At 39.4% G+C, this 22,379-nt stretch carries 22 protein-coding genes and 1 tRNA gene; 9 read left to right on the top strand and 14 right to left on the bottom strand.

Going from position 1 to position 22,379, the window contains the following annotated elements; genetic code table 11:
• Positions 1-229 precede the first annotated feature (229 nt).
• The gene (locus H8B17_RS07125) at positions 230-3,082 is read right to left on the bottom strand and encodes a helix-turn-helix and ligand-binding sensor domain-containing protein (protein WP_190308521.1); all 2,853 of its coding nucleotides are present in this window, start codon (positions 3,080-3,082) and stop codon (positions 230-232) included.
• 529 nt (positions 3,083-3,611) lie between these two features.
• Between H8B17_RS07125 and ispE the strand changes: the two genes are divergently transcribed.
• A complete protein-coding gene (ispE, locus tag H8B17_RS07120) occupies positions 3,612-4,427 on the top strand; it encodes a 4-(cytidine 5'-diphospho)-2-C-methyl-D-erythritol kinase (protein ID WP_190308520.1) in 816 nt (271 codons plus the stop codon).
• Here the strand turns inward: ispE and H8B17_RS07115 are convergent.
• From H8B17_RS07115 to H8B17_RS07095, 5 genes are all read right to left on the bottom strand, one after another.
• Positions 4,424-5,407, bottom strand: coding sequence for a bifunctional riboflavin kinase/FAD synthetase (locus H8B17_RS07115; RefSeq protein ID WP_190308519.1), 984 nt, complete (start codon positions 5,405-5,407; stop codon positions 4,424-4,426). The genes ispE and H8B17_RS07115 overlap by 4 nt on opposite strands.
• Before the next feature lie 155 nt (positions 5,408-5,562).
• Positions 5,563-6,309: a tRNA pseudouridine(55) synthase TruB gene (truB, locus tag H8B17_RS07110; protein ID WP_190308518.1), complete on the bottom strand. Its 747-nt coding sequence runs from the start codon at positions 6,307-6,309 to the stop codon at positions 5,563-5,565.
• Complete coding sequence (locus H8B17_RS07105) at positions 6,310-7,104, bottom strand: undecaprenyl-diphosphate phosphatase (RefSeq protein ID WP_190308517.1); 795 nt, start codon at positions 7,102-7,104, stop codon at positions 6,310-6,312.
• Between the two features lie 2 nt (positions 7,105-7,106).
• Positions 7,107-7,349 (bottom strand): DUF3098 domain-containing protein, encoded by a 243-nt coding sequence (locus tag H8B17_RS07100; protein WP_190308516.1) that lies wholly within the window; start codon positions 7,347-7,349, stop codon positions 7,107-7,109.
• A gap of 110 nt (positions 7,350-7,459) precedes the next feature.
• On the bottom strand, positions 7,460-8,338 hold the full coding sequence (locus H8B17_RS07095; RefSeq protein ID WP_190308515.1) for a cell division protein FtsX: 879 nt from the start codon (positions 8,336-8,338) through the stop codon (positions 7,460-7,462).
• Between the two features lie 201 nt (positions 8,339-8,539).
• Here H8B17_RS07095 and leuS point away from each other — a divergent pair, with 201 nt between their 5' ends.
• The 3 genes from leuS (at position 8,540) to H8B17_RS07080 (ending at position 12,813) form a co-directional block, all read left to right on the top strand.
• A complete protein-coding gene (leuS, locus tag H8B17_RS07090; protein WP_190308514.1) occupies positions 8,540-11,320 on the top strand; it encodes a leucine--tRNA ligase in 2,781 nt (926 codons plus the stop codon).
• 171 nt (positions 11,321-11,491) lie between these two features.
• A complete protein-coding gene (locus tag H8B17_RS07085; RefSeq protein WP_190308513.1) occupies positions 11,492-12,082 on the top strand; it encodes a hypothetical protein in 591 nt (196 codons plus the stop codon).
• Positions 12,079-12,813 carry a DUF3307 domain-containing protein gene (locus H8B17_RS07080; RefSeq protein WP_190308512.1) on the top strand — a complete coding sequence of 245 codons (735 nt, stop codon included), beginning with the start codon at positions 12,079-12,081 and terminating at the stop codon, positions 12,811-12,813. The genes H8B17_RS07085 and H8B17_RS07080 overlap by 4 nt, the downstream gene beginning before the upstream one ends.
• Before the next feature lie 26 nt (positions 12,814-12,839).
• Here the strand turns inward: H8B17_RS07080 and H8B17_RS07075 are convergent, their stop codons facing one another.
• Positions 12,840-13,508 carry a copper homeostasis protein CutC gene (locus tag H8B17_RS07075; protein WP_190308511.1) on the bottom strand — a complete coding sequence of 223 codons (669 nt, stop codon included), beginning with the start codon at positions 13,506-13,508 and terminating at the stop codon, positions 12,840-12,842.
• Positions 13,509-13,510: 2 nt separating this feature from the next.
• Entirely contained in the window at positions 13,511-14,497 is a 987-nt protein-coding gene (locus H8B17_RS07070; protein ID WP_190308510.1) for an isoaspartyl peptidase/L-asparaginase family protein, read from the bottom strand.
• Positions 14,498-14,770: 273 nt separating this feature from the next.
• On the opposite strand from H8B17_RS07070, the gene H8B17_RS07065 reads away from it, so the two are divergent.
• Both H8B17_RS07065 and H8B17_RS07060 read left to right on the top strand, forming a co-directional pair.
• Positions 14,771-15,916 carry a pyridoxal phosphate-dependent aminotransferase gene (locus H8B17_RS07065; protein ID WP_190308509.1) on the top strand — a complete coding sequence of 382 codons (1,146 nt, stop codon included), beginning with the start codon at positions 14,771-14,773 and terminating at the stop codon, positions 15,914-15,916.
• A 73-nt stretch (positions 15,917-15,989) separates the two neighbouring features.
• Complete coding sequence (locus H8B17_RS07060) at positions 15,990-16,958, top strand: bile acid:sodium symporter family protein (protein WP_190308508.1); 969 nt, start codon at positions 15,990-15,992, stop codon at positions 16,956-16,958.
• Here the strand turns inward: H8B17_RS07060 and H8B17_RS07055 are convergent.
• Positions 16,951-17,415, bottom strand: coding sequence for a DUF4268 domain-containing protein (locus tag H8B17_RS07055; RefSeq protein ID WP_190308507.1), 465 nt, complete (start codon positions 17,413-17,415; stop codon positions 16,951-16,953). The genes H8B17_RS07060 and H8B17_RS07055 overlap by 8 nt on opposite strands.
• Before the next feature lie 122 nt (positions 17,416-17,537).
• Here H8B17_RS07055 and H8B17_RS07050 point away from each other — a divergent pair, with 122 nt between their 5' ends.
• Entirely contained in the window at positions 17,538-18,071 is a 534-nt protein-coding gene (locus tag H8B17_RS07050) for a lipocalin family protein (RefSeq protein ID WP_190308506.1), read from the top strand.
• A gap of 118 nt (positions 18,072-18,189) precedes the next feature.
• Here the strand turns inward: H8B17_RS07050 and H8B17_RS07045 are convergent.
• Positions 18,190-18,277 (bottom strand) — tRNA-Ser (locus H8B17_RS07045).
• Between the two features lie 172 nt (positions 18,278-18,449).
• On the opposite strand from H8B17_RS07045, the gene H8B17_RS07040 reads away from it, so the two are divergent.
• The gene (locus tag H8B17_RS07040; protein WP_190308505.1) at positions 18,450-18,926 is read left to right on the top strand and encodes a DinB family protein; all 477 of its coding nucleotides are present in this window, start codon (positions 18,450-18,452) and stop codon (positions 18,924-18,926) included.
• Positions 18,927-18,998: 72 nt separating this feature from the next.
• Here H8B17_RS07040 and H8B17_RS07035 read toward each other — a convergent pair whose 3' ends face one another.
• The 3 genes from H8B17_RS07035 to H8B17_RS07025 all read right to left on the bottom strand — a co-directional run bounded on the left by H8B17_RS07035 (position 18,999) and on the right by H8B17_RS07025 (position 20,945).
• Positions 18,999-19,943 (bottom strand): helix-turn-helix transcriptional regulator, encoded by a 945-nt coding sequence (locus H8B17_RS07035; RefSeq protein ID WP_190308504.1) that lies wholly within the window; start codon positions 19,941-19,943, stop codon positions 18,999-19,001.
• Positions 19,944-20,017: 74 nt separating this feature from the next.
• Positions 20,018-20,395: a hypothetical protein gene (locus H8B17_RS07030; RefSeq protein ID WP_190308503.1), complete on the bottom strand. Its 378-nt coding sequence runs from the start codon at positions 20,393-20,395 to the stop codon at positions 20,018-20,020.
• A gap of 88 nt (positions 20,396-20,483) precedes the next feature.
• The gene (locus tag H8B17_RS07025; protein WP_190308502.1) at positions 20,484-20,945 is read right to left on the bottom strand and encodes a hypothetical protein; all 462 of its coding nucleotides are present in this window, start codon (positions 20,943-20,945) and stop codon (positions 20,484-20,486) included.
• Positions 20,946-21,050: 105 nt separating this feature from the next.
• Between H8B17_RS07025 and H8B17_RS07020 the strand changes: the two genes are divergently transcribed.
• Positions 21,051-21,296, top strand: coding sequence for a hypothetical protein (locus H8B17_RS07020; protein ID WP_190308501.1), 246 nt, complete (start codon positions 21,051-21,053; stop codon positions 21,294-21,296).
• Positions 21,297-21,317: 21 nt separating this feature from the next.
• Here the strand turns inward: H8B17_RS07020 and H8B17_RS07015 are convergent, their stop codons facing one another.
• Positions 21,318-22,277, bottom strand: a complete 960-nt coding sequence (locus H8B17_RS07015) for an endonuclease/exonuclease/phosphatase family protein (protein ID WP_190308500.1) — start codon at positions 22,275-22,277, stop codon at positions 21,318-21,320.
• Positions 22,278-22,379: the final 102 nt, after the last annotated feature.

Below are 22,379 nucleotides of genomic sequence, written 5' to 3'. Positions count from 1 at the left end.
TTGTAACACCGTGTTTATAATGATAACAAAGATGTGATGTATTGGTTTTAAGTGGAAATTATCGCCCTATACATTACTACTCTATGTGTAAAATCCTGCTAATATCGTTGTGTTTTGTTTGTGTAGTTCATTCGTTAATAGTGGTTTGTGGCATTTTATGGCTTGCACAGATTGTATTGGTTCGTGTTAAATGTACACTATTGGAATGTAGTAGTTTTGATGTAGTGTTTTAACGTTCTAACAGAAATTCACTAAGGTTTTTCTCGGTCGGCAGATTGAATTTCTTACGTAAGCGGTAGCGACGCACCTCCACACCACGTGTGGTGATATTTAATAGGGAAGCAATATCTTTACTCGACATATTCAAGCGCAGGTAGGCACACAGTTTAAGATCATTTGGAGACAAGCTTGGATAGTCGGATTTCAATTTCTTGAAGAAATTTTCGTGCGACTCGTTAAAACTCTTTTCAAATATGTCCCAATCTCGTTCATCACTCCGGGCGTTGTCCATCAGTTTGTTTATTTTTTGCAACTGGTCGGCAGATAGCTTATTGCCTGCTCTGTCCTTAACGTTGAAAAGCTCTTCCTGCAAATTGCTCAATAACTCGTTTTTGTAGACGATATTAGTCGCTACACTAGTAAGTTCCCGGCTTTTTTGGGTTAATGCCTGCTCCAGCTGTTCATTTTTTAGCTGCATGAGCTTCTTTTCATTTTGTTCGGCTTCACGGCGTAACAACTCCTCCTGGCGACGACGAAGTTTCTGTCTTAATTGAAGCTTGTCTTGTTTTATTTTCTCAATAATACGTTGTCGGATCATCATAATGACCAATACCAAAATAATGAGATATAGAAGAAGAGCTGGCCATTGGAGATAAAATGGGGGAGCAATGGTGAATATAATTTGGCTGACTTCTGAAATTTGTCCGTTGGTGGAAATTGCCCTAATCTTAAACGTGTAAGTTCCCCACGAAAGATTTGTGAAATCAATATAGGGTATTTCCGACGGACTAGACCACTTATTATGGTGTCCCTCTAGTTGGTATTGGTATTTGAGCGGTGTACTGGAATACCAGGGGGAGGAAAATAAGACGCGTATATTGTTATGATTGTATGAAAAGGGCTTATCCACTTCGAGATAGCGAATGGAATCATTGCTCGTCACCGAAATATCTTGTATTCCCTTTATGACCGGACTTTCAATAGGTATACTATGACTGAAATCTGGGTTATAGGCAACAAAGCCATTATCTAGTGCAAAAAGAAACCGATCTGCTGCAAACTCGACATTTTCGTAGTTTTTCATAACCGTGTTTTCTAATACATTAAATGTTGCAGAATCAATACGGATTGTGTTTTCTTTCCACTCGACTAACGCAAAACGTCCGTCGTTGATGAAAATGTAAGTGGTATTGTCACGCTCCCTAATGCCGGAGGAATGAGCAAAAGAACCGAGCGATTTATTTAAGTCGTCATATGCAACGAACTTGGCCAATACCCTGTCGTACGTGAAAAAGCCTTTATCGGTCGCAAAAACCGTATTGCCTCGGATGTTGGTAGGCGTAACACGTTGGATCTTGGGAAAATCCTCCGCGAATGAGAAAGTTTTTAGCGTTTTGATCGACGGATCTTCCGTCGATAGTTCTACCAGTTGAATACTGTTGTTAAAAACCGCCCAGAAGGTCATATTCTCCCAAGGATAAAGCTGAAGAACGGCTTGTTTCGGTTCGTCAAATTTATGATTTAATTGCCATCCTTGGCGGTCTTCAAATAAAGCTAGCCCCGTGTAATTACCCTGTATGAAAAACGGCGCGTTTGGTCTAAGTTGGATATTTTGCCAACCACCTGTCCACGTTGATATTCGCTCCATCCGATTGCCTTGAACTATAAAAGTACCATCGTTGTGTCCACAGATAAGTTGATTATTGAATATCTCTAATGACCAGACTTGTCCTTGTGAATGCGGGATGAACCGAAATTGAAGTTGCTGGGTATAGCTGTCTGCTTCCCAGTGGCTATAAAATAGACCTTGATTCGTTCCGAGATATATTTTATCTTGAAATACCTTGATGGCATATACTGTGCCTAGCTCCCCAAAAATATCTTTGTAGTAATAAAATGGCGAGCTAATTTCAATACGATCGATACCATTATCCAAACCTGCCCATATATTACCTTGTTTGTCCAATACCATGCTGAGTACAGTATTATTTTGGAGGCCATTTCGCTTGTGAATATGTTGGCGTATTGTTCCGGTTTTATCGACGATGAGGATACCGTTCTTTATGGTCCCGAGCGCGAATGTATTATTGTCTATTTGAATGCCATTGTTTATTTGGGCTTCTTTAAGAATTTCATTTAATAGGGGATTCGTGTTCCATGGGGCGGCCTTCCCATTATCATTCAACAAAAAGAGACCATCTTTTGCTGTTCCAACTAATGTTTCATTTTCGTTAAAAGGGAGAAGCACCAATACGTTGGTCAGTCGTGTCTCTAATGGTATAAAACCATTACGTCCCCAAATACTTAATCCGCTGGGAATCTTTTCCAGCCATATACGCTCTCTGGCTTGATGCGCAAAGAGGAATGGTTCGCCATTTCCATAATGTGTTGTTATTTTATCGTGATGTAGAAGATAAAACTTGGAAAACGATTGAAAAATAACCGAATCACCTGTGAAGAGAATTTTCCATATTTCATCGTTTTGGATGATCTCAGGTTCGACGAGGTGTGTTAGGGAGTGATAATGAAGTTTACCTTTCCTCTTTTCGAAAAAACCAAACTCTTCTTTACCCCCCGCATATATCTTTTCGTCCCGTCCCACTCGTACGCTGCGTGCGCCCGTTTTATTTTTTAAGGGATATATCTCCCAATATGCGCCATCGTATACCATTAAACCGTCACTATTTGCCGCATATATGACGCCGTCCGCCCCCTGATCAATACTCCAGTTTTGGTTTCCTGCCTTATATTGTGACTTGGTATAATTCTGGACATACGGGCTTCCAATAGACGAAATGGATTGTCCATAGCAACAAATGCCTACGAGTAAAGAAAACAATAAACTTATCGTGCGAATCACCATACAATGCCTTTCGAATGCTGCAAGTTACAAACTCAAGCGCTTTCTAGCAAAAGCTTCTTGAAACCTTCGTTGTTAAGGTTTAACGAACGATTAATATTTTTGTGTCGCTCAAACCGCGACATGGCTTTTACTTTTTTTACCTAAAAAAAGTAAACAAAAAAATCGACACTTTAAAATTTTGATGGGATAGATAGTGCATCTATAATATTTCTACATATTTCAAAATTTTGATGCGTCCCACTACCCGGGACTTTCCCCGCATCGAGAATAGTTTATATGTGGCATTAGAGGTTAAAAAAGGGGGAGTGCTATTGCATGATTCCCTCCTTAACTTTAATTGTCGCATCCAGATGTTTGAGTATGTAGAAACTCATCCTTCGTACTATCCATTATCTCAAATATCTGAAGCGACGAGGTTTTTGCTTCTTTTTCACGGGGAAAAAGAAGATGAAAAAATTGATTAATGACATCGTTCCTTTATTCTTAAACTACGTTATATTTTATAACGAAAGTTAAGTAATATTGCATTATGATTTCATTTGCAAATGCTAAAATCAATATAGGACTGAATATCGTCGACAAGCGTGCGGACGGTTATCATCTGTTGGAATCGGTATTTTATCCTTTTCCATTATATGATATTATAGAAATCACAACGAAAGAATCTACTGCGAAAACGACGTTGGAAATTACAGGAATGCATTTGCCGGCAGCGGATAATAATCTATGTTTAAGGGCTTACCGGTTATTAGACGAAAGAGTTAGTTTACCATCGGTACATATCCATTTACATAAACAGATTCCCTATGGAGCGGGATTAGGGGGAGGCTCGTCAGATGGCGCATTTGTGTTGAAAATGCTGAATGAAAAATTTGGTATTGGACTCTCTGATCTACAGCTGGAAGAAGAGGCTGCCAAATTGGGAGCAGATTGTCCTTTTTTTATTCAAAACAAACCGCTATATGCCCAAGGGATCGGAACGGATTTATCTTCTGTTTCGCTCGATCTATCGGATAAATTTTTAGTACTCGTTAAACCAGCGGTAAATATCGCCACCGCGGAGGCCTATCAAAGCATCACGCCTCGTGCTGCTGAGGAAGATTTGAGAGATGTGTTGCAACTTCCTATACAAGATTGGAAATTCTATGTTAAAAACGATTTTGAAGAACTTGTTGTCGAAAAGCATCCAGTTGTGAAAGATATCAAATTGGCCCTATATGCCCAAGGGGCTATCTATGCTTCTATGTCAGGCTCCGGCTCGGCGGTATTTGGCATATTTCAAAAACCTGTTGATTTAACAGACCTAAATAACCTCGGTCAAGTCTTTTATCCAATAGAGATTTAATTTGCTATACCGAAGTATTCCCGAATATTCTTTTCGTCTTTCTTGATCTGGCTTCGCATCGCGTCTAACGAATCAAACCATTGGTCGTGTCGAATAAATTTTAGAAACTTGACCCGTAATGTTGTTGAATAGATATCATCCGTAAAATCCAGCAAATTAATTTCTATTTTTCGGTTCATGCCATCTACTGTCGGTCGGGTACCAATATAAGCCATTCCTTTGGCTATACGGTCGGGCTGTGGGGCGACGTATTCTCCTGTATGGACGGTGGACAAGTTTGAATATATTTCTACCTCAACAGCATATATACCATACGCAGGTATGAGCTTATGTGTTTCATGTACATTGAGATTAGCAGTAGGGAACCCTATTTCCCGTCCTATTTGATCTCCACGGACTACTGTCCCCGTCAATTCAAATGGATAGCCGAGATATTTATTGGCTGTTTCAATATCCCCTTTGATTAAGGATTCTCTTATTTTGGTCGACGACACAGCAACATCCTCGATATCCTGTTCCGGGATCTGCTCAACTGTATAATCATATATTTCTGCTAACTCTTTCAAATCTTTGATGGAACCTTGTCTATCCTTGCCAAAATGGTGGTCATAGCCGATCACAATCTGCTTGGTGCCTAACCGACCAACCAAGACGTTACTAATGTACTCCTCCGCCGTTTGATTGGAAAAATCCCGTGTAAAAGGCGTAATGATTAAATGATCTATTCCAGAGAGCGCTAATCGATGTGTTTTTTCCTCTATATCGTTGATAAGACGTAAGTTATCATCGTTTGGGTTAATTATTAGTCGAGGATGTGGAAAAAAAGTAAGTAAGATCGTTTCACCATCTCTTTCTGCAGCGCATTCCCTTAATTTGGATAAGATTTTTTGATGACCTATATGCACGCCGTCGAATGTACCGATGGTTACGATAGCATTCGATAATGGTTCAAATTCATCTAAACTTTTATATATTTTCATTAAAATAGTTATCTATGAGTGTTAAACCTCCATTGTCTAGATGAGCTCGTTACACTCGGTTTGTTTTTTTTAAAACAATTTCCTTTTTAATTATAATTCAGCTTGCATGAGTTGAATCAATCATGTAGTTTGGGAGGCAGCTCATGCAAGGACCACTACTTATTATTCGTTGTTGGTTGCTGTTGAAACGATGTTTTGTGTAATTTAATTCTTTCGATCAAATCTTGCAAATTCCAAGCATTTTCAACATGAAAATCGCCGCTTTTGGTTCGCCTAAGCTGACTAAGGTGTGCGCCGATTCCTAACGCCTTTCCAAAATCATGCGCGATGGAGCGAATATAGGTTCCTTTGGAACAGGTGATTCTGAAATACACATGTGGTATTTCAATTTTTACTATTTCGAAACTGTTAACTACAATGCGTCGCGCCTTCAATTCTACTTCTTCTCCACGACGAGCCTTTTCGTACACGCGCTCACCTTTTATTTTTATAGCCGAATGAGCCGGTGGATATTGTTCAAGCTCGCCGATAAATTGTTGTTGTGCTGTATCGTAAATTTCAGCTTCGGTAATAGATGTGTAATCAAACGTTTGATCGACCTCCGTTTCCAAGTCATAAGAGGGTGTGGTTGCACCTAATGTAATAACACCCGTATACTCTTTATCTTCAGCCTGAAAAGAATCTATTCTTTTTGTGAATTTACCCGTACAGATAATCAGCAATCCGGTTGCCAAGGGATCGAGCGTGCCCGCATGTCCCACTTTAATCTTTTGGGGTTTCATGCTATTGCGAAGTTTCCCTACCACATCGAAACTCGTCCACTCCAAAGGTTTATCAACCAATAGAACCTCACCTCCTGCAAAATCAAATAAGGAAGAGGCAGTTTCTTCTACGTTTGTCATTTATATAATTTCCAAGCTATGTCCGCTCAATAATAAACCAATAATTACGAGTCCTACAATAATACGATACCATCCGAACGCTTTAAAACCGTATTTTGTTAATACACTAATAAAGCTTTTAATAGCGATAATTGCGACAACAAAACCAATCACGTTACCAACGATAAGGAGGTTTATTTCTTCTCCTGTAAAAACATGCCCTTCTTTAAGAAACTTATAAAGTTTAACAACTGAAGCGCCTGCCATCATTGGAATAGCTAGAAAAAAGGAAAACTCGGCAGCGGCCTTACGCGTTAGGCTTTGCGTCATGCCGCCAACAATAGTGCTCGCCGAACGTGAGGTTCCCGGAATCAATGCCAAACATTGATACCATCCGATAATGAACGCTTGTTTGTAGGAAATATCGTCTGAATTATCGACTTGCGGTCTGTTAAACCATTTGTCTACGAATAATAAGATAACACCACCAATAACCAACATCACCGCTACCATCAATGGACTTTCGAGAAGAGAGTCGATAAAGTCGTTGAGTATTAAGCCGAGTATGGAAGCGGGAATAGCCGCTACCATCAACTTGTAATAGAAGTCTAGCGATTTAAAGAACCTTCGGTAGTATAAAACCAAAACGGAAAGAATTGTACCAAGCTGAATAACGATGGTGAATAGCTTGACGAAAGGAGAAGGCTCCATCCCCATTAATGCGGTCCCGATAATCATATGACCTGTCGAAGAAACAGGTAAAAATTCTGTTAATCCTTCAATGATTGCCAAGACAATCGCCTGAAAATAGGTCATCCTTAATTATTTTTTTTGTTTTTGGATTTGTATAAAATAGCCACGAATCCTAAAGCGAATCCGAGGACAACGACGAAAGGAGCTAACGTTATTTTTGTAAAGCTGTAGATATCTTCTGTACCCATCATGAGGATGAAACCCAGAATGACCACTAGTGCACTCGCAACAAACAGCTGATAGTTTATTTTTTCAAAAACAAAGCCCGATTTTGACTGTGTAGTATGATGTTGTTTTTTTTCCGACATATTTCGTTCTTGGTGATTTAAATGGTCCAATACGATTGCACCTTATAGTTCACTTTTTATACATTTAAAGTTTGACCCGCTCGCCACTTAGTGTGTATTACTTAATCACATTATCTATAAAGGCTATGTGATTTAGCTCTTAAATATTTTGTTACCGCGAAGTAAGTACTGAAACCAGAGATTACAATGCCTAGACCAACTACGATGAGGAATATTGCACCAAACTCGTACCAATTACGTAAAAACACCAAATCTGGAATCTGTTTTTGCGCAAATTGCAAAGTAAATATTAATAACAAAATGGCAATCAAAGCACCCAACAAACCATGGAATATACCATATAGTAAATAAGGCTTTCGAATAAAGTTCTTCGTTGCACCGATAAGCTGCATACTCTTAATAAGAAACCTTTGCGAGTAGATAGCTAAACGGATGGTGTTATTAATCAACGCGACGGCGATGACTAACAATACAATGGTGAATCCTAACACAACAATTCCAATGATACGGATATTTTTATTGACCATATCAATGAGTGATTCTTGAAATACAACTTCTTTTACACGGCTGTTTTTTGCCGATTTTTGGATAAAAGTCTGTATACTATCTGTATTAGCATACTGTTCTTTTAGGTATACGTCAATGGACGGCAATAGGGGGTTATGTCCCAAATATTCTACAAAATCCTCACCCAGATCTTCTTTTAGATTTTTAGCAGCGAGTTCCTTGCTAATATATTCTGTACGCAAAACATAAGGATCCTTTTCGAGATCTTTTTGCATAGCCAATACATCGCCTTCGTTTACGTTGTCATTTACAATGATATTGAGGACGATATTTTCCTTGACATATTTGGATAGGTTTTTAGCATGTACCAAAATCAAACCTAACAATCCTGTCATCAGTAATACCAAGGCTATACTGATAACCGTGGATACATAAACAGATTTTGTTTTCTTTCTTGGTGAACCTTCTTCGTAAGTCGACATACGCTCTTTTTAATCTAATATTATGATGCGAAAGTAAATAATAATGTGCATTTAAGAAACAATTCGCCCGAATAATTTACTTTAGTACCTAGACATTTAACATTCGATAGACAGATTTTATTGCCCATTCTCAAAACTTTTATACCTAAATTGATGTAAAATAGCTATTTTCGCATCTCTTTCAGATTAGCTGCAATCATTATGGAATACAATCATCGATCGTTAGAAAAGAAGTGGCAACAGTTTTGGGCCGAAAATGGTACTTTTAGACCTGCTGAGACAACAGATAAACCCAAATATTACGTATTAGACATGTTTCCGTATCCGTCTGGTGCTGGACTGCATGTTGGGCATCCGCTCGGTTACATTGCGTCCGATATTTTCGCTAGATATAAGAGATTAAAAGGTTTTAACGTGTTGCATCCGATGGGATATGACTCCTTTGGGTTACCTGCGGAACAGTATGCAATCCAAACGGGACAGCATCCTTCCGTTACAACAGAAGTAAATATTAAACGTTATCGGGAGCAACTAGATAATATAGGTTTTTCCTATGATTGGTCAAGAGAGGTGCGCACGTCGGAACCCGATTATTACAAATGGACACAGTGGATTTTCATGCAGTTGTTCCATGCTTGGTATAATAAGGAGGCTGATAAATCAGAATCAATTGATAGTTTAACAAATCGTTTCGAAACATCTGGCTCTGAAGGTATTTATGCCGTTTGTGACGAGGATGTTTTAACGTTTACAGCAACCGAATGGAATAGCTTTTCGGTAGAAGAGCAGCAACGGGAATTGTTAAAATATCGCTTGGCTTACTTGCGAGAAAGCACGGTGAATTGGTGTGCTGCATTAGGGACGGTGTTGGCGAATGACGAAGTTATTAACGGGGTGTCAGAACGAGGAGGTTATCCTGTAGAACAGAAAAAAATGATGCAATGGTCGATGCGTATAACGGCGTATGCTGATCGTTTGTTGCGGGGATTGGATACGGTCGATTGGCCGGAACCGTTAGTAGAAATGCAGCGTAACTGGATAGGGAAATCGGTAGGTGCCTCGGTTAAATTCCTACTGCCTCAGTTGAATGACATTGAAGTGTTTACTACGCGCGTGGATACAATTTTTGGCGTTTCTTTTATAGTTTTAGCGCCAGAACATGAATTGGTGGATGCTTTAACTACTGATAAACAACGTGTGGAAATTGAGGGTTATAAAGAAAAGACTGCAAAGAAATCCGAATTAGATCGTATGGCGGATACAAAAACGGTATCGGGGGCTTTTACGGGCTCGTATGCGAAGCATCCGTTGACTGGGGCTGACGTACCTATTTGGATTGCAGATTATGTTTTAGCGGGATATGGGACGGGTGCGGTAATGGCCGTCCCATCCGGAGATCAACGGGATTATGTTTTTGCAAAACATTTTAATTTGCCGATTATTCCGATTTCTGATGCACAAAATATAGAAGAGGATGCTGACCCAACAAAAGAGGGGCGCTATATCAATTCGGATTTCATTAACGGCATGACGTACGAAGAAGCTGTCCCGGCGTTGATCAAACGTCTTGAAGGTCTTGGTCTAGGTAAGGCCAAGATAAATTATCGGATGCGCGATGCTATTTTTGGTCGCCAGCGCTATTGGGGAGAACCTGTGCCGGTATTCTTTAAAAACGGACTACCTTATTTGATAGATGAGAAAGAGTTACCTCTTTTACTACCAGAGGTAGATAAGTACTTACCCACAGAAACAGGAGAACCGCCACTGGGTAGAGCGGATGGGTGGAAGTACCAAGGAAAATACGAATACGAGTTGAGTACGATGCCGGGCTGGGCTGGCTCTTCGTGGTATTGGTTTCGTTATATGGATCCGACCAATGATGAATCTTTTGCATCTAAAGAGGCTGTAGATTATTGGAAAGCTGTAGATTTATATATTGGTGGCTCAGAGCATGCTACAGGGCATTTGCTCTATTCCAGGTTTTGGAATAAAGTGCTGAAAGATCTTGGATACCATAATGAGGAGGAACCTTTTAAAAAGTTAATCAACCAAGGGATGATCCAAGGGCGTTCTAACTTTGTATACCGCGTGCTTGATGAGGAGGGTAAAGGAACAAATGTTTTTGTTTCCTATGGCTTGAAAGACCAATACCATACGGTTCCCTTGCACGTGGATGTTAACATCGTCTATAATGATGTGCTGGATACGGAGAAATTTAAGGCGTTTCGTCCAGACTTTGTGAACGCAAAATTTGTCTTGGAAAATGGCAAATATATATGTGGTACCGAAGTGGAGAAGATGTCGAAATCTAAATTTAATGTGGTTAATCCTGACGACATTATAGAAACATATGGTGCAGATACACTCCGTCTTTACGAAATGTTCTTAGGTCCACTAGAGCAATCAAAACCTTGGAATACAAATGGTATAGAGGGTGTATATAAATTTTTACGTAAAGTATGGCGTTTATTCCATGATGCAGAAGGAAATCTTTTTATTTCAGACGATGAGCCGACCAAATCGGAATATAAGGCATTGCATAAAATTATCAAGAAGGTAGAAGAGGATATAGAGCGTTTCTCGTTCAATACTTCCGTATCGGCATTTATGATTTGCGTAAACGAGTTGTCTGATTTGAAATGCAATAAACGTAAAATATTACAAGACCTTATTATTGTTCTTGAGCCTTATGCTCCACATATCACCGAAGAGTTATGGGCGTTATTGGGGAATGAAGCAGGGACAATATCGTATGCACCGTATCCTGTCTTCCGCTCGGAGTACTTGGTGGAATCAGAATTTGCTTATCCGGTTTCCGTGAATGGAAAAATGAAAATGAACCTGTCATTGGCGTTAGATTTAGATGCGAAAGTGGTAGAGGAAATTATTTTGTCGAATGCGGATGTGCAGCGCTATTTGGACGGAAAAATTGTAAAAAAGGTTGTTTTTGTGAGGGGCAAGATCATCAACATCGTCGTATAATATATGGCTGTTTTTAATGATAATTTAGTTTATCATTGTTTTTAGTGATAATTTAGTTTATCATTGTTTTTAGTGATAATTTAGTTTATCATTGTTTTTAGTGATAATTTGATTTGTCGATAATTTTGCTGATATGCTATTCTATATCTATATTTGAGTAAAAGACGATATATGATAGCTGTAATATCAGGTGATATAATCAAATCGCGCTCCTTGGAGCCGAAAGTGTGGATGCCAGCTTTGGAGAAGGCTATAGGGCTATATTCACACAAATTTGATATCTTCCGTGGAGATAGTTTTCAAGCGGAACTTACATGTCAAAATGTATTAACAGCTACTTTCTATATTAAGGCTGCTATGCTGGCATTTGATTTAGACGCACGAATTGGTATTGGTATTGGAACGAAGGAATATGATGCTCCGCATATCAAAAATTCGTTTGGTTCTGCACTTATTTATTCTGGAGAAGCTTTTGAAGAACTAAAAAAGGAAACAATATTTTTTAAATCGGCTTATCCTAAACTCGATGCCGTATGTAATGTGATATTACCTTTAGTCGCAGAATTAACTACCCGATGGACGCCTAACATGGCCGAAACGGTGAAAGCGGCATTCCAGAATGAGGGAGCTAACCAAGCGGAATTGGCCAAAATATTGGATAAGAAATATCAAAGTCAAGTAAGTACCGAATTGCAGAAAGCGAGCTTTGCGAAAATACAACGGGCGTTAGATTATTGTACAAAAGAAATGTTAGCATTATGAGTCTTCTATTCTTAAAGCTGCTACTAGCTCATTTTATAGGTGATTTTGTACTACAACCCAAAAAATGGGTACAGAAACGACAAGAGCATATTGGTTATTTATTATTACATATTACCCTACACACCGCGTTATTGGTTGTGTTCTTTCTTCCCGAAATCTCTGATCAATGGCAAGTTATATTGTTTATAAGCTGCGCACACCTATTAATAGACAGTGGAAAGATTTATCTTGAAAAAAAAAATCCACGTCGCGCGTTTTTACTGTTTATGGCAGATCAGACGCTACATATCTTATCTCTAATTGTTGTCGTATTATATAAATATGGTTTACCGATCGATTGGGATGCGCTACTTTCTACAAAAAACCTGCTATATGTATTAACTTTTGTGCTGATCGTTTTCGTTAGTCCGATTGTGTTGCGCGTTTTCTTTAGTAAATGGACATCCGAAACTGATGTGGTCACGAAACCTGAAAATTCGCTCGTAGATGCCGGTATGCTCATTGGTATTATGGAACGGTTGCTTATCGTCCTCTTTATACACGTTGGTTTTTTGTCGGGTATAGGATTTCTTTTGGGAGCAAAATCCATCTTTCGTTTCGGAGACTTAACAAATGCAAAAGACACCAAGTTTACAGAATATATCCTCGTAGGTACCTTGGCTAGTTTCGTGATTGGCATAGCAATCGGTTATGGTTTGCGGCTAGGTTTGAAGTACATCGCATCATGCTAAAAGCCCGCGATAGTCCAACGATTTTCCTAGTTAACCGCTTTCACCAGCGCCTTTACTTCTTCACCAACAGCTGTTTCCGAGCCATCCGTAATGGCCGACGAATGAAAATACGCTGCATCTGTATCTTGCCAGATACGCTTAATATTGGTGGAACGCAACCCACCACCAGGCATAATTGTAATGCGATCACGAGCTTGCTGTACCAGACGTTTCAGTTCTTCTTGTCCTGAAACTACATTCGGTGCGCATCCCGAGGTGAGTACAGTAGTAAAACCACAGGCAATAATATCTTCTAATGCTTGGACACTATCAGAAACTTCATCAAATGCTCTATGGAAAGTACAAGGTTTGCCTCCTGCTAGCTCGACCAAAGCGTTATTTTTTTGCTTATCTATGTTTCCCGCCTCATCCAAGATACCGAATACAAAGCCATCCGCGCCCAATGCGTTATACGTTAGGATGTCGTTTTTCATCTGTGCAAATTCCTGCATTGAATACACAAAATTCCCACCTCGAGGCCGTATCATCACATGAAGCGCGATATGTAATTCACGACGTACGATTTCTGTTTCTCGCAAATCGGGAGTTGTTCCGCCGACTTGCATGTCGGCGCAAAACTCTACGCGGTCGGCGCCGTGCTGTTGTGCTATACGCGCTGCTTCTATATTAAAACAGGCAATTTCTATTTTTGACATCTTTATTTGAGATAGTGGGGAGAAGATATAAGTTCGTTTCCGGCATGATCATATTTCGCGTAATTAAAACCGCCATGTATGCAATACGCACCATATTCTCCTTGTTTGTTCAACGCAATAAACCCCACTTGTATGTTATCCAACATTTTCTTGCGATTCTCCGTAAATTTAATGATTCGATTGACAGCCTCTTCACAAGCATTTTGAGGAGTGTGTCCTTGACGCATCAATTCGACAACCAAATGCGAACCTACGGTGCGGATGACCTCTTCGCCATGTCCAGTGGCCGTAGCAGCCCCCACTTCGTTGTCAACATATAGCCCCGCTCCGATAATAGGAGAGTCACCAACCCGTCCGTGCATTTTAAACGCCATACCACTGGTTGTACAGGCTCCAGAAAGATTGCCTTGCGTATCTAATGCAATCATACCAATGGTATCGTGATTTTCGATATTAACAACGGGGTCGTATTTTGCTGTTTTGAGCCATTCACGCCATTCCTTTTCGGAAGTTTCTGTCAACAGGTTTTCGCGTGGAAACCCCTGTTCTTGTGCGAACTGTAATGCGCCATCCCCCACTAGCATTACGTGGGGTGTTTTTTCCATTACTGCCCGAGCGACGGATATAGGATGTTTAATCTGTTCTAGAGCGGCCACTGATCCGATATTTCCACTTTCATCCATAATGCAGGCGTCCAACGTCACTTTACCATCTCTGTCGGGACGTCCACCGTAGCCCACGCTGCGCTCGGTAGGATCAGCCTCGGTATAGCGCACCCCTTGTTCTACAGCATCTAATGCGCGACCTCCTGTAGAAAGAACTTTCCATGCTTCGATGTTCGCTTTCAACCCGAAATCCCAAGTAGATAGAACGATAGGTTTGTTAACCTCGGTCTGTAGCGGTTTTACCTGTTGGGCATACGTAGGATTTAACCCAAGCAGGAGCGAACCAGCTCCGATTTTCTTCAAAAATTGTCTCCGCGAATCCATAGAGGCAAATTTATGATTTCCTTTTGATATATGGAGAGTATGTATATGTATTGTCTGTTGAAATTGAAATAGTCCCCAAAGACAGGGCATAGTAGAATAAACTTCTTTTATATCATGCACAATTATAGCGCATCTAAAAATGAATTACTCATGATTTTTTTGCCATTGGCATTCGTGAATGCAAAGCATTTTATTTAGGTTTGTACTATCATGAATACGACATCATATTTATCAGATAGGATTAACAATTTATCCGAATCGGCGACCTTAAAAATGACAAAATTAGGGCGCGAGTTAGCTTCTAAAGGCATCAATGTTATTAGTTTAAGTGTAGGGGAACCAGACTTTAATACACCCAATAATGTAAAGGATGCAGCAAAGAAAGCGCTAGACGAAAACTATACACGTTATTCTCCGGTACCGGGGTATCCCGAACTCCGGCAAGCCATTGTAAATAAACTAAAGAATGAAAATGGCTTGGATTATGAGCCTTCACAAATTGTGGTTTCTACGGGTGCAAAACAATCGCTTTCTAATGTTATTTTAACGTTAATCAATCCTGGCGACGAGGTCATTATCCCTACCCCATATTGGGTTTCGTATTCAGAAATGGTTGTATTGGCGGAGGGAAAATCCGTATTTATCGATACCGATATTGATTCGGATTTCAAAATTACGCCCGAGCAGCTGGAGGCGGCTATTACACCCAAAACTAAATTGTTCATGTTCTCTTCACCCTGTAATCCAACAGGCTCTGTTTATAGCAAGGAAGAACTAGTGGCGTTAGCTAAGGTTTTTGAGAAACACCCAAATATTTTCATCTTGTCTGATGAGATTTATGAACATATTAACTTTATCGACAAGCATGAATCCATTGCTCAATTTGAATCCATTCGTGACCGTGTCATTATTGTAAATGGCTTTTCCAAAGCTTTCGCCATGACAGGTTGGCGTTTAGGGTATATAGCTGCCAATAAGGAAATTGCTGCTGCAAATGATAAATTGCAGGGACAAACGACCTCAGGTACTTGTTCCATTGCACAACGTGCCGGTATTATCGCCTATAATGGTGGGTTGGAAAGTGTTAATGAAATGAAAGAAGCATTTTTACGTAGACGTCAACTGGTATATGATTTATTAAATGATATACCAGGCGTGAAAACGAATCTTCCAGAAGGAGCCTTTTATTTCTTCCCGGAAATCAGTTCGTTTTTTGGTAAGAAAGATACGCATGGGAATGTAATTAAAGATTCTTCGGATCTGGCGTTATATCTACTCAACGAGGGGCATGTGGCCACTGTTGGCGGCGATTCTTTTGGAAATAACAATTACATCCGTCTTTCGTATGCTGCTTCAGATGACTCTTTGAAAGAAGCATTAAGACGGATAAAAGAGGCTTTAGGAAAGTTGTCTTCCTAGTAACTCTTTGGAACATAATTGAATTATTGGTAGAGACGCAACATGTTGCGTCTCTACTTTATTTATATGATTAATGAAACTGAAATTTGACGGCTTTATTTTGGCTTTGCTCTGCTTCATTGTATTAGCTTATTTTTTTCCACAGCTTTACTCATGGCGTGATGGGCAAATACTAAATTGGATTACGAGTGTTGGTGTGTCACTTATTTTCTTTTTTTATGGATTAAAGTTGAGTTTTCAACAGTTGAGAGCGGGGTTAAGCAATTGGAAACTTCATCTGTTGGTACAAGGAGCTACCTTTGTCTTATTTCCGCTGTTATTGTTACCATTTTATTCGTTTGTTCACAGTGAATTGCAGCGGGATTTTTGGCTCTCGTTTTTCTTTCTGGCGGCCTTGCCATCTACGGTATCCTCTTCCGTAGTCATGGTTTCCATTGCCCGCGGAAATATCCCTGCAGCAATTTTTAATGCGAGTATATCGGGGTTAATAGGTGTAATCATCACACCGTTATGGATGCAATTTTTTCTCGACTTCGGTGAGATTGATGTTTTGGGCGACGTGTATTGGGGGCTGATCAAGGAGATTATTATCCCTGTCGTTGGGGGATTACTCTTGCAACCGTATTTAGGGAAATGGGTTTCAAAATATAATCGGGAGTTAACGCTTTTCGACAAATCAATCATCTTACTTATTGTATATGATAGCTTTGCCGAGTCATTTGTTAGCGGGGTGTTCGAAAGCACGGGGAAGTTGTACTTATTGTGGATTTTTGTCGGCGTTGTGTTGCTGTTTGTCCTCGTTTACGGATTGATATATGTATTAAGTAGGTTTGTCTTTAAATTCAATAGGGAAGACCTTATAGTAGCGTTATTCTGCGGGTCTAAAAAATCACTGACCCACGGTTCGGTATTCGGCAAATTTCTGTTTGCCCATTCCGCGAGTGCAGGCTTATATTTTCTTCCGTTGATGATTTTTCATGCGTTCCAAATACTGGTCGTTACGGTGATAGCACAACGATATCATAATAAAGGTGCTATTTAAATAGTTCAAATCCATATTTTGCGTTACTCCAAAAGCGGTCTAAGGCAATAATACGAGGCTTGAAAAAACTGATTAATGCAGGCCAGTCTTCCGCTTTAAAAATCGAAGCTTTTTTGTTGAGTTCTATTCCGATACGAGCGGTGTTTTTACCGTATTCATCATCATGGTTTTCATTCCATATCCATTCTTCCATGAGTTCAGCACGCAGTATGTTTTTGTATTCCTGGAATTGGGTAAACATCAGTTCCCTTATTCCTTGATCCGGATGGCTGATTTCAATGTAGATGCATGCGGTTTTATTATCCACCTCCATACGAAAATAAAGATGCTTAATCCCCGTTTTATAGTTGATCCAATTGACCTTTAATCCCTCTTCATTTGGAATCGGGGACATAAACCGACCAAAGTTTGTCCAAAATTGTTCTTTTAATTTCTTTGCTTCTTCTTTTGAATACAATGTTCTTTGCTGAAAATGTTACTGCTAATATTCACTAAAAACCTTCTTGGGTGTATCAAGGAGGTTTTTCAAAACTATCAATTAATAGCCAAACTTTTATAATGCTTTTGGGTTTAGTGTATATGGACAGAAAAAAATCATTATTGTTGCTCGCTGCTGTAGCTGCTGGCACGACACTATATAATTTGTTGAAACCTGTCAAATCTAACGTAACAGTAGTGCAGGGTTTTCAAAAAGATAAATATTTGGGCGAATGGTACGAGATTGCGCGAATAGATTTTTATTGGGAAAAGAACCTTAAAAATGTAATCGCGTCCTATACATTGAACGACGATGGCAGCATTCGAGTCAATAATCAAGGATACGACATGGTAAAAGAAAAGTATAAGCAGAGTGTTGGCAAGGCAACCTTCGTAAGAAGCGAAGAGGAGGGAGCTCTAAAAGTTTCCTTTTTTGGCCCGTTCTATTCGGGATATAATGTTGTGATGGTGGATGATGATTATCGCTACGCGTTGGTGTTCGGTGAAAATCTTGACTATATGTGGATACTCTCGCGTGATAAAACAATACCGGAAGATATCAAGCAAAAGTATCTATCGTATGCCAAACGTTCGGGATATGCTACAGATAAATTGGTGTGGACGATACAGGAGTAAATAAGTAATAATGGACGTAATCTTGTCCTTATAGCACACGGATTGAACTCTGTGCGTATTTTGGTATGATCAAAAATAAAGCCCACCGTAAAGGATGGGCTTAATTTATTTGGGTTAGCAGAGAGGAAGGGATTCGAACCCTCGATACAGTCATCCCGTATACAGACTTTCCAGGTCTGCTCTTTCAACCACTCAGACACCTCTCTTTTCGGAGTGCAAATATACAATATTTATGCTTTAAAACTAATTTTTAATCTTTTTTATCGATAAATCGAAAGGATGTGGGCGCTACTGACAAACTGCTGTCAAAACTGTATATACTTTTGTTGACGAAACGTATTGATAAAGCGATTATTTATTTTTTAATTATATAATAATATGGAAACCACAGCAATTTTAACGAAAGAAGAATTTTTAAAACATTGGTTGGGTCATCGCGATTTAACTCGTCGGACATTGGAGAAATTTCCGGAAAAAGAACTTTTTGAATTTTCAATTGGCGGTATGCGTCCTTTTTCAGAATTAATTATGGAGTTACTGTCTATTGCAGAACCTGGATTGCGAGGGACGGTCGAAAGAAACGATAAGCCATATAGTCATAAATTGGCATTGAATTCTAAAGCGGAGCTTTTGGCGAGGTGGGATGCAGACACGCCAAAAATTATAGAATTATTCAATCAGATCCCCGAAGAAGATTTTCATTTGGAGCATAATTTATTCGGAGAATATAAATACCCTATTTACAGTAATCTGTTGTATTTTATTGACAATGAAATTCATCACCGTGGACAAGGTTTTGTCTATCTCCGTGCGTTAGGTATTGAGCCTCCATTTTTCTGGGAAAGAACAAAATAAAATAGCACCGTATTATCATTTAGCAATATGCTCTACGTCATGAAAAACGTGGGGCATTTTTTGTGAAATACATTAAATCTGAATACTCGTCAGTAGCGCTCTAACATATTCTTTTAGGCTATCAGGCTCTAAAATCCGAGCTTGGTCAGCAAACATTAGATACCAGCGCGCAAATTCCTGTTCCATGTTTTTACTGGCAAAGGTCATAATAACCTCTGAGTCGGTTATTTCTTCCGATACGAATCCGTAATACGAACGTTCCCATTCCGTATAACGAGCATATGCTAGTGGGAGGGCAATCCGTATAGTTACTGCTGGTATTGACTCCTCTTTCTTCAGATAATGCGATAGTGGGTTATGTTCTTTGGTGAAAGCCGTAGACGTTAATTGGATTTGATGAATCCGATCAATGCGAAATTGACGATAATCTTTCCGCAGATGGCAATACGCCATAAAATACCAATAGTTTCCTTGATGAAACACGCCCACGGGCTCGATTTCCCGATGTACAGCCCCCGCAGACAAACTGTTTCGATATTTCATATCTACCATTTGCTGTTGGGCAATACTTTCAAATAGTATCGATAGGGCAGATGGGACATTTTCGTTAAATCGATGGGCTAGAGAACCCATTAGCATGTTCTCTTCCAAGAACGTCACATTTAACTTATCATTGTAGCGAAGATAAGCTTTGATTTTATTCAGGGCGGAACTAAAATGTCGGAATAAATCAGGGTCAACAAATTTCTGCATCAACTTTTCTGCAGCAGCAAGGGTTAATATTTCTTCCTTAGAAAATTTAGTAGGTGGGAGGCGATAGCCCTCGACCAACCCGTAGCCTGTACCTGCTTCACCATAAATGGGAATACCAGCGTGCTCTAAAGCTTTTATATCACGGTAAATTGTCCGCTGGCTAACGTCAAATTGTTCGGCAAGATCCTTTGCTCTTATAACAGGCTTTGCCTGTAGTTGAAAATAAATAGCAACGATTCTATTAAACCGTTTCGTAACATCCATTTCGTAAAAGTAAACATTTTCAAACGAAAGAAAGCCAATCATAGATTGGCTTTCTTTCGTTTGGTGGGACTATTTTATCTAGAACATTCTGCTGTCCATACGCGATTATCTCTAGCATACGCAATGTTCAAGCTGGAAGCTGTAATTCGTATAGTTCCGAGCTCTCCGTCGTTAAATACGAGGGTACTGTTGTCTCCCTTTTCCATTGTAATGTCGCCTAAAGTCGGAATACCATCCGAAAAATTGAATGTATAGTTATTACCGACCTTGGTAACTGTAACCGAACCGTTGGACTCCGACACATCATCATCGTCAGGGCCATTAAAGGATACAGATCCCTCGTATTTTCCTAAAAACAAGTCGTTGTCCGCTGGGTCATCGTCTTTGCTACAAGAACTGAATGTAATAAATGAAATAAGCAACAAACTCAAAATTTTAATACTCGTTTTCATACCATTTAATTTAGTAAATCTTAACTGTTTCAGATACGTTACAATTGAAATGCCAGTTAACCTCCTCTTAACAAAAATTAACGTCTTTTTATGATCTATTTTTTGCATCTTTTATTTGTTCGAATATCTCTTGTTGAAGCATTGCTTGACTTTTTAGCATTTCCGTCGTGCTTTGTGTAAAGCTGCTGGGGGCGGCAAGAATATTCTGAAAAATATGAAGTAGCACGCTTTCCATTTTTTCACACACTTCCATAACTTGATGACGTCCGATTGGTTTCAAGGATGATCTTTCTTCTCGCCAACGGGCATACAGACTACCAGAAACCCACTGCTGTTTAGCGAATGGACTGTCTTCTTTTGCTAAAATGCCATTTAGCTCTGATTTGAATTGCTGTGTTAGTTGCATACATTTTTCTAAGAATGCAATCAAACTTATATCCTTGTCGGCGTCTGCACAAGAAATAGCCGCACTGTAAATTTGAAGACGTTCTGTTAGGATCTGGATAAGATCGTGCAGCTGGCCCGCATGTGTATTTGTGTTGTTTTCCATAAAATGAATAAGATGTTGTCTATTGAATGAACAATTTCATTTGCATTCAGTTTCTAATAGAAGAAGCTTTAGTATTTTAGTTTCGTAATGATATAAAATTCGAATATGGAGACCAGTCTAATTACACGAGAACAACTTGACAAGATCGTTGAGAGAATAGAAGAAAAATTTAAGACGTATTTCACTTCAGAGGAATCAAAAGTAAATTCTCTGCGCGATTGTTTTTTTATGCCGGAAATATATAAAAAAGAGAATTTGTTAAGCTTGGACCAAGAAATATTTCAACAACTCCCGAAGGAGATCCAAGCAGAAACACATGAATTGATTGCCGATTTTACGAAGGTAGATTGATGCGTATCTAAATGAAATGGATTATTTTATTTCCCATTGTAATACGCAGGATATTGCATAGTGGTCAGAAAGCGGTATATTGTCTCTGTCTGTAAAATATTGTTTTTCAACTTTGTATTTTTTGGGGGTGAATTTGATAACGGCACTATTCCGAAAAAAGATTTTGTCGATACTTTCACAAGTATCTGTTAATGTCAGCTTATCGTTTGGAACGAAAGTTTGGTAGGGCAGCGGACTTGTTCCGTTCTTCATAAGAGTGACCCAAACATCCTTTACCTGAGTCTGATCAACAAACCATGGTAGATTATCCCAAGCAGCTGCAAAATGTGCGTTAAAATCACCCATAACGATAACGGCGTTTTCGGTAGAATGTGTGTTGATATAGTCGGCCAATTGTTCAATATTCCTCTTGCGAGCATGAGCAGCTTTGTTATCATCCTGGGCTGTTGCATGAATATTGTAGACATCAATGCTGACATCTTTGGCTACAACAATACGGGAAAATGAAAACCCTTTGGCCGCCAAACAATCGGAACCATTACAATGTTGCCAAGGAATGCGTCGCGTTTCTTGAATCGGATATTTCGAAAAGGTATTGAGACCATCGCCATAGGGGACTGCCACTTTATGTTCGGTTCGATATCGATGATTATTCCCGCTTTCATAAAGTTCATGATGATAATGAAAATCTTCTTGTACGTTGACGATATCAAAATGATTGATTTTTTGAGAAATTTCTTTCATGCTTTTTGCCCGTGAATTTACAGCAGCAGATAGGAAATCGGGCAGACCTGCGACATTGTAAGTTAGTAATGATAGCTGACCATTATTAAGTTCCGCTAGCGTTATTATGTTTCCGTCGATATAGGAGGTCGTATTCGTATGGGAGTGTGTGGTTTTCGTGAAATAAAGTCCACAAACAATGGGGAGGAACGAAACGGATAAAACTTTTCGCCAATATTTCTGTTTGTGCGAGGTCATATCGAGTGTATATTTTTTATATATCAAAATTAAGGGACCTGTGTTAGGTATTCGTAAATCATCTATTATGCTTCTGTATGAAAATGATGTATGAGAGGTAAA

Source organism: Sphingobacterium arenae, from assembly GCF_014692505.1.
GTDB lineage: Bacteria > Bacteroidota > Bacteroidia > Sphingobacteriales > Sphingobacteriaceae > Sphingobacterium > Sphingobacterium arenae.
The sequence above is the reverse complement of the archived record's forward strand: the minus strand, read 5'-3'. Positions and strand labels throughout refer to the sequence as shown.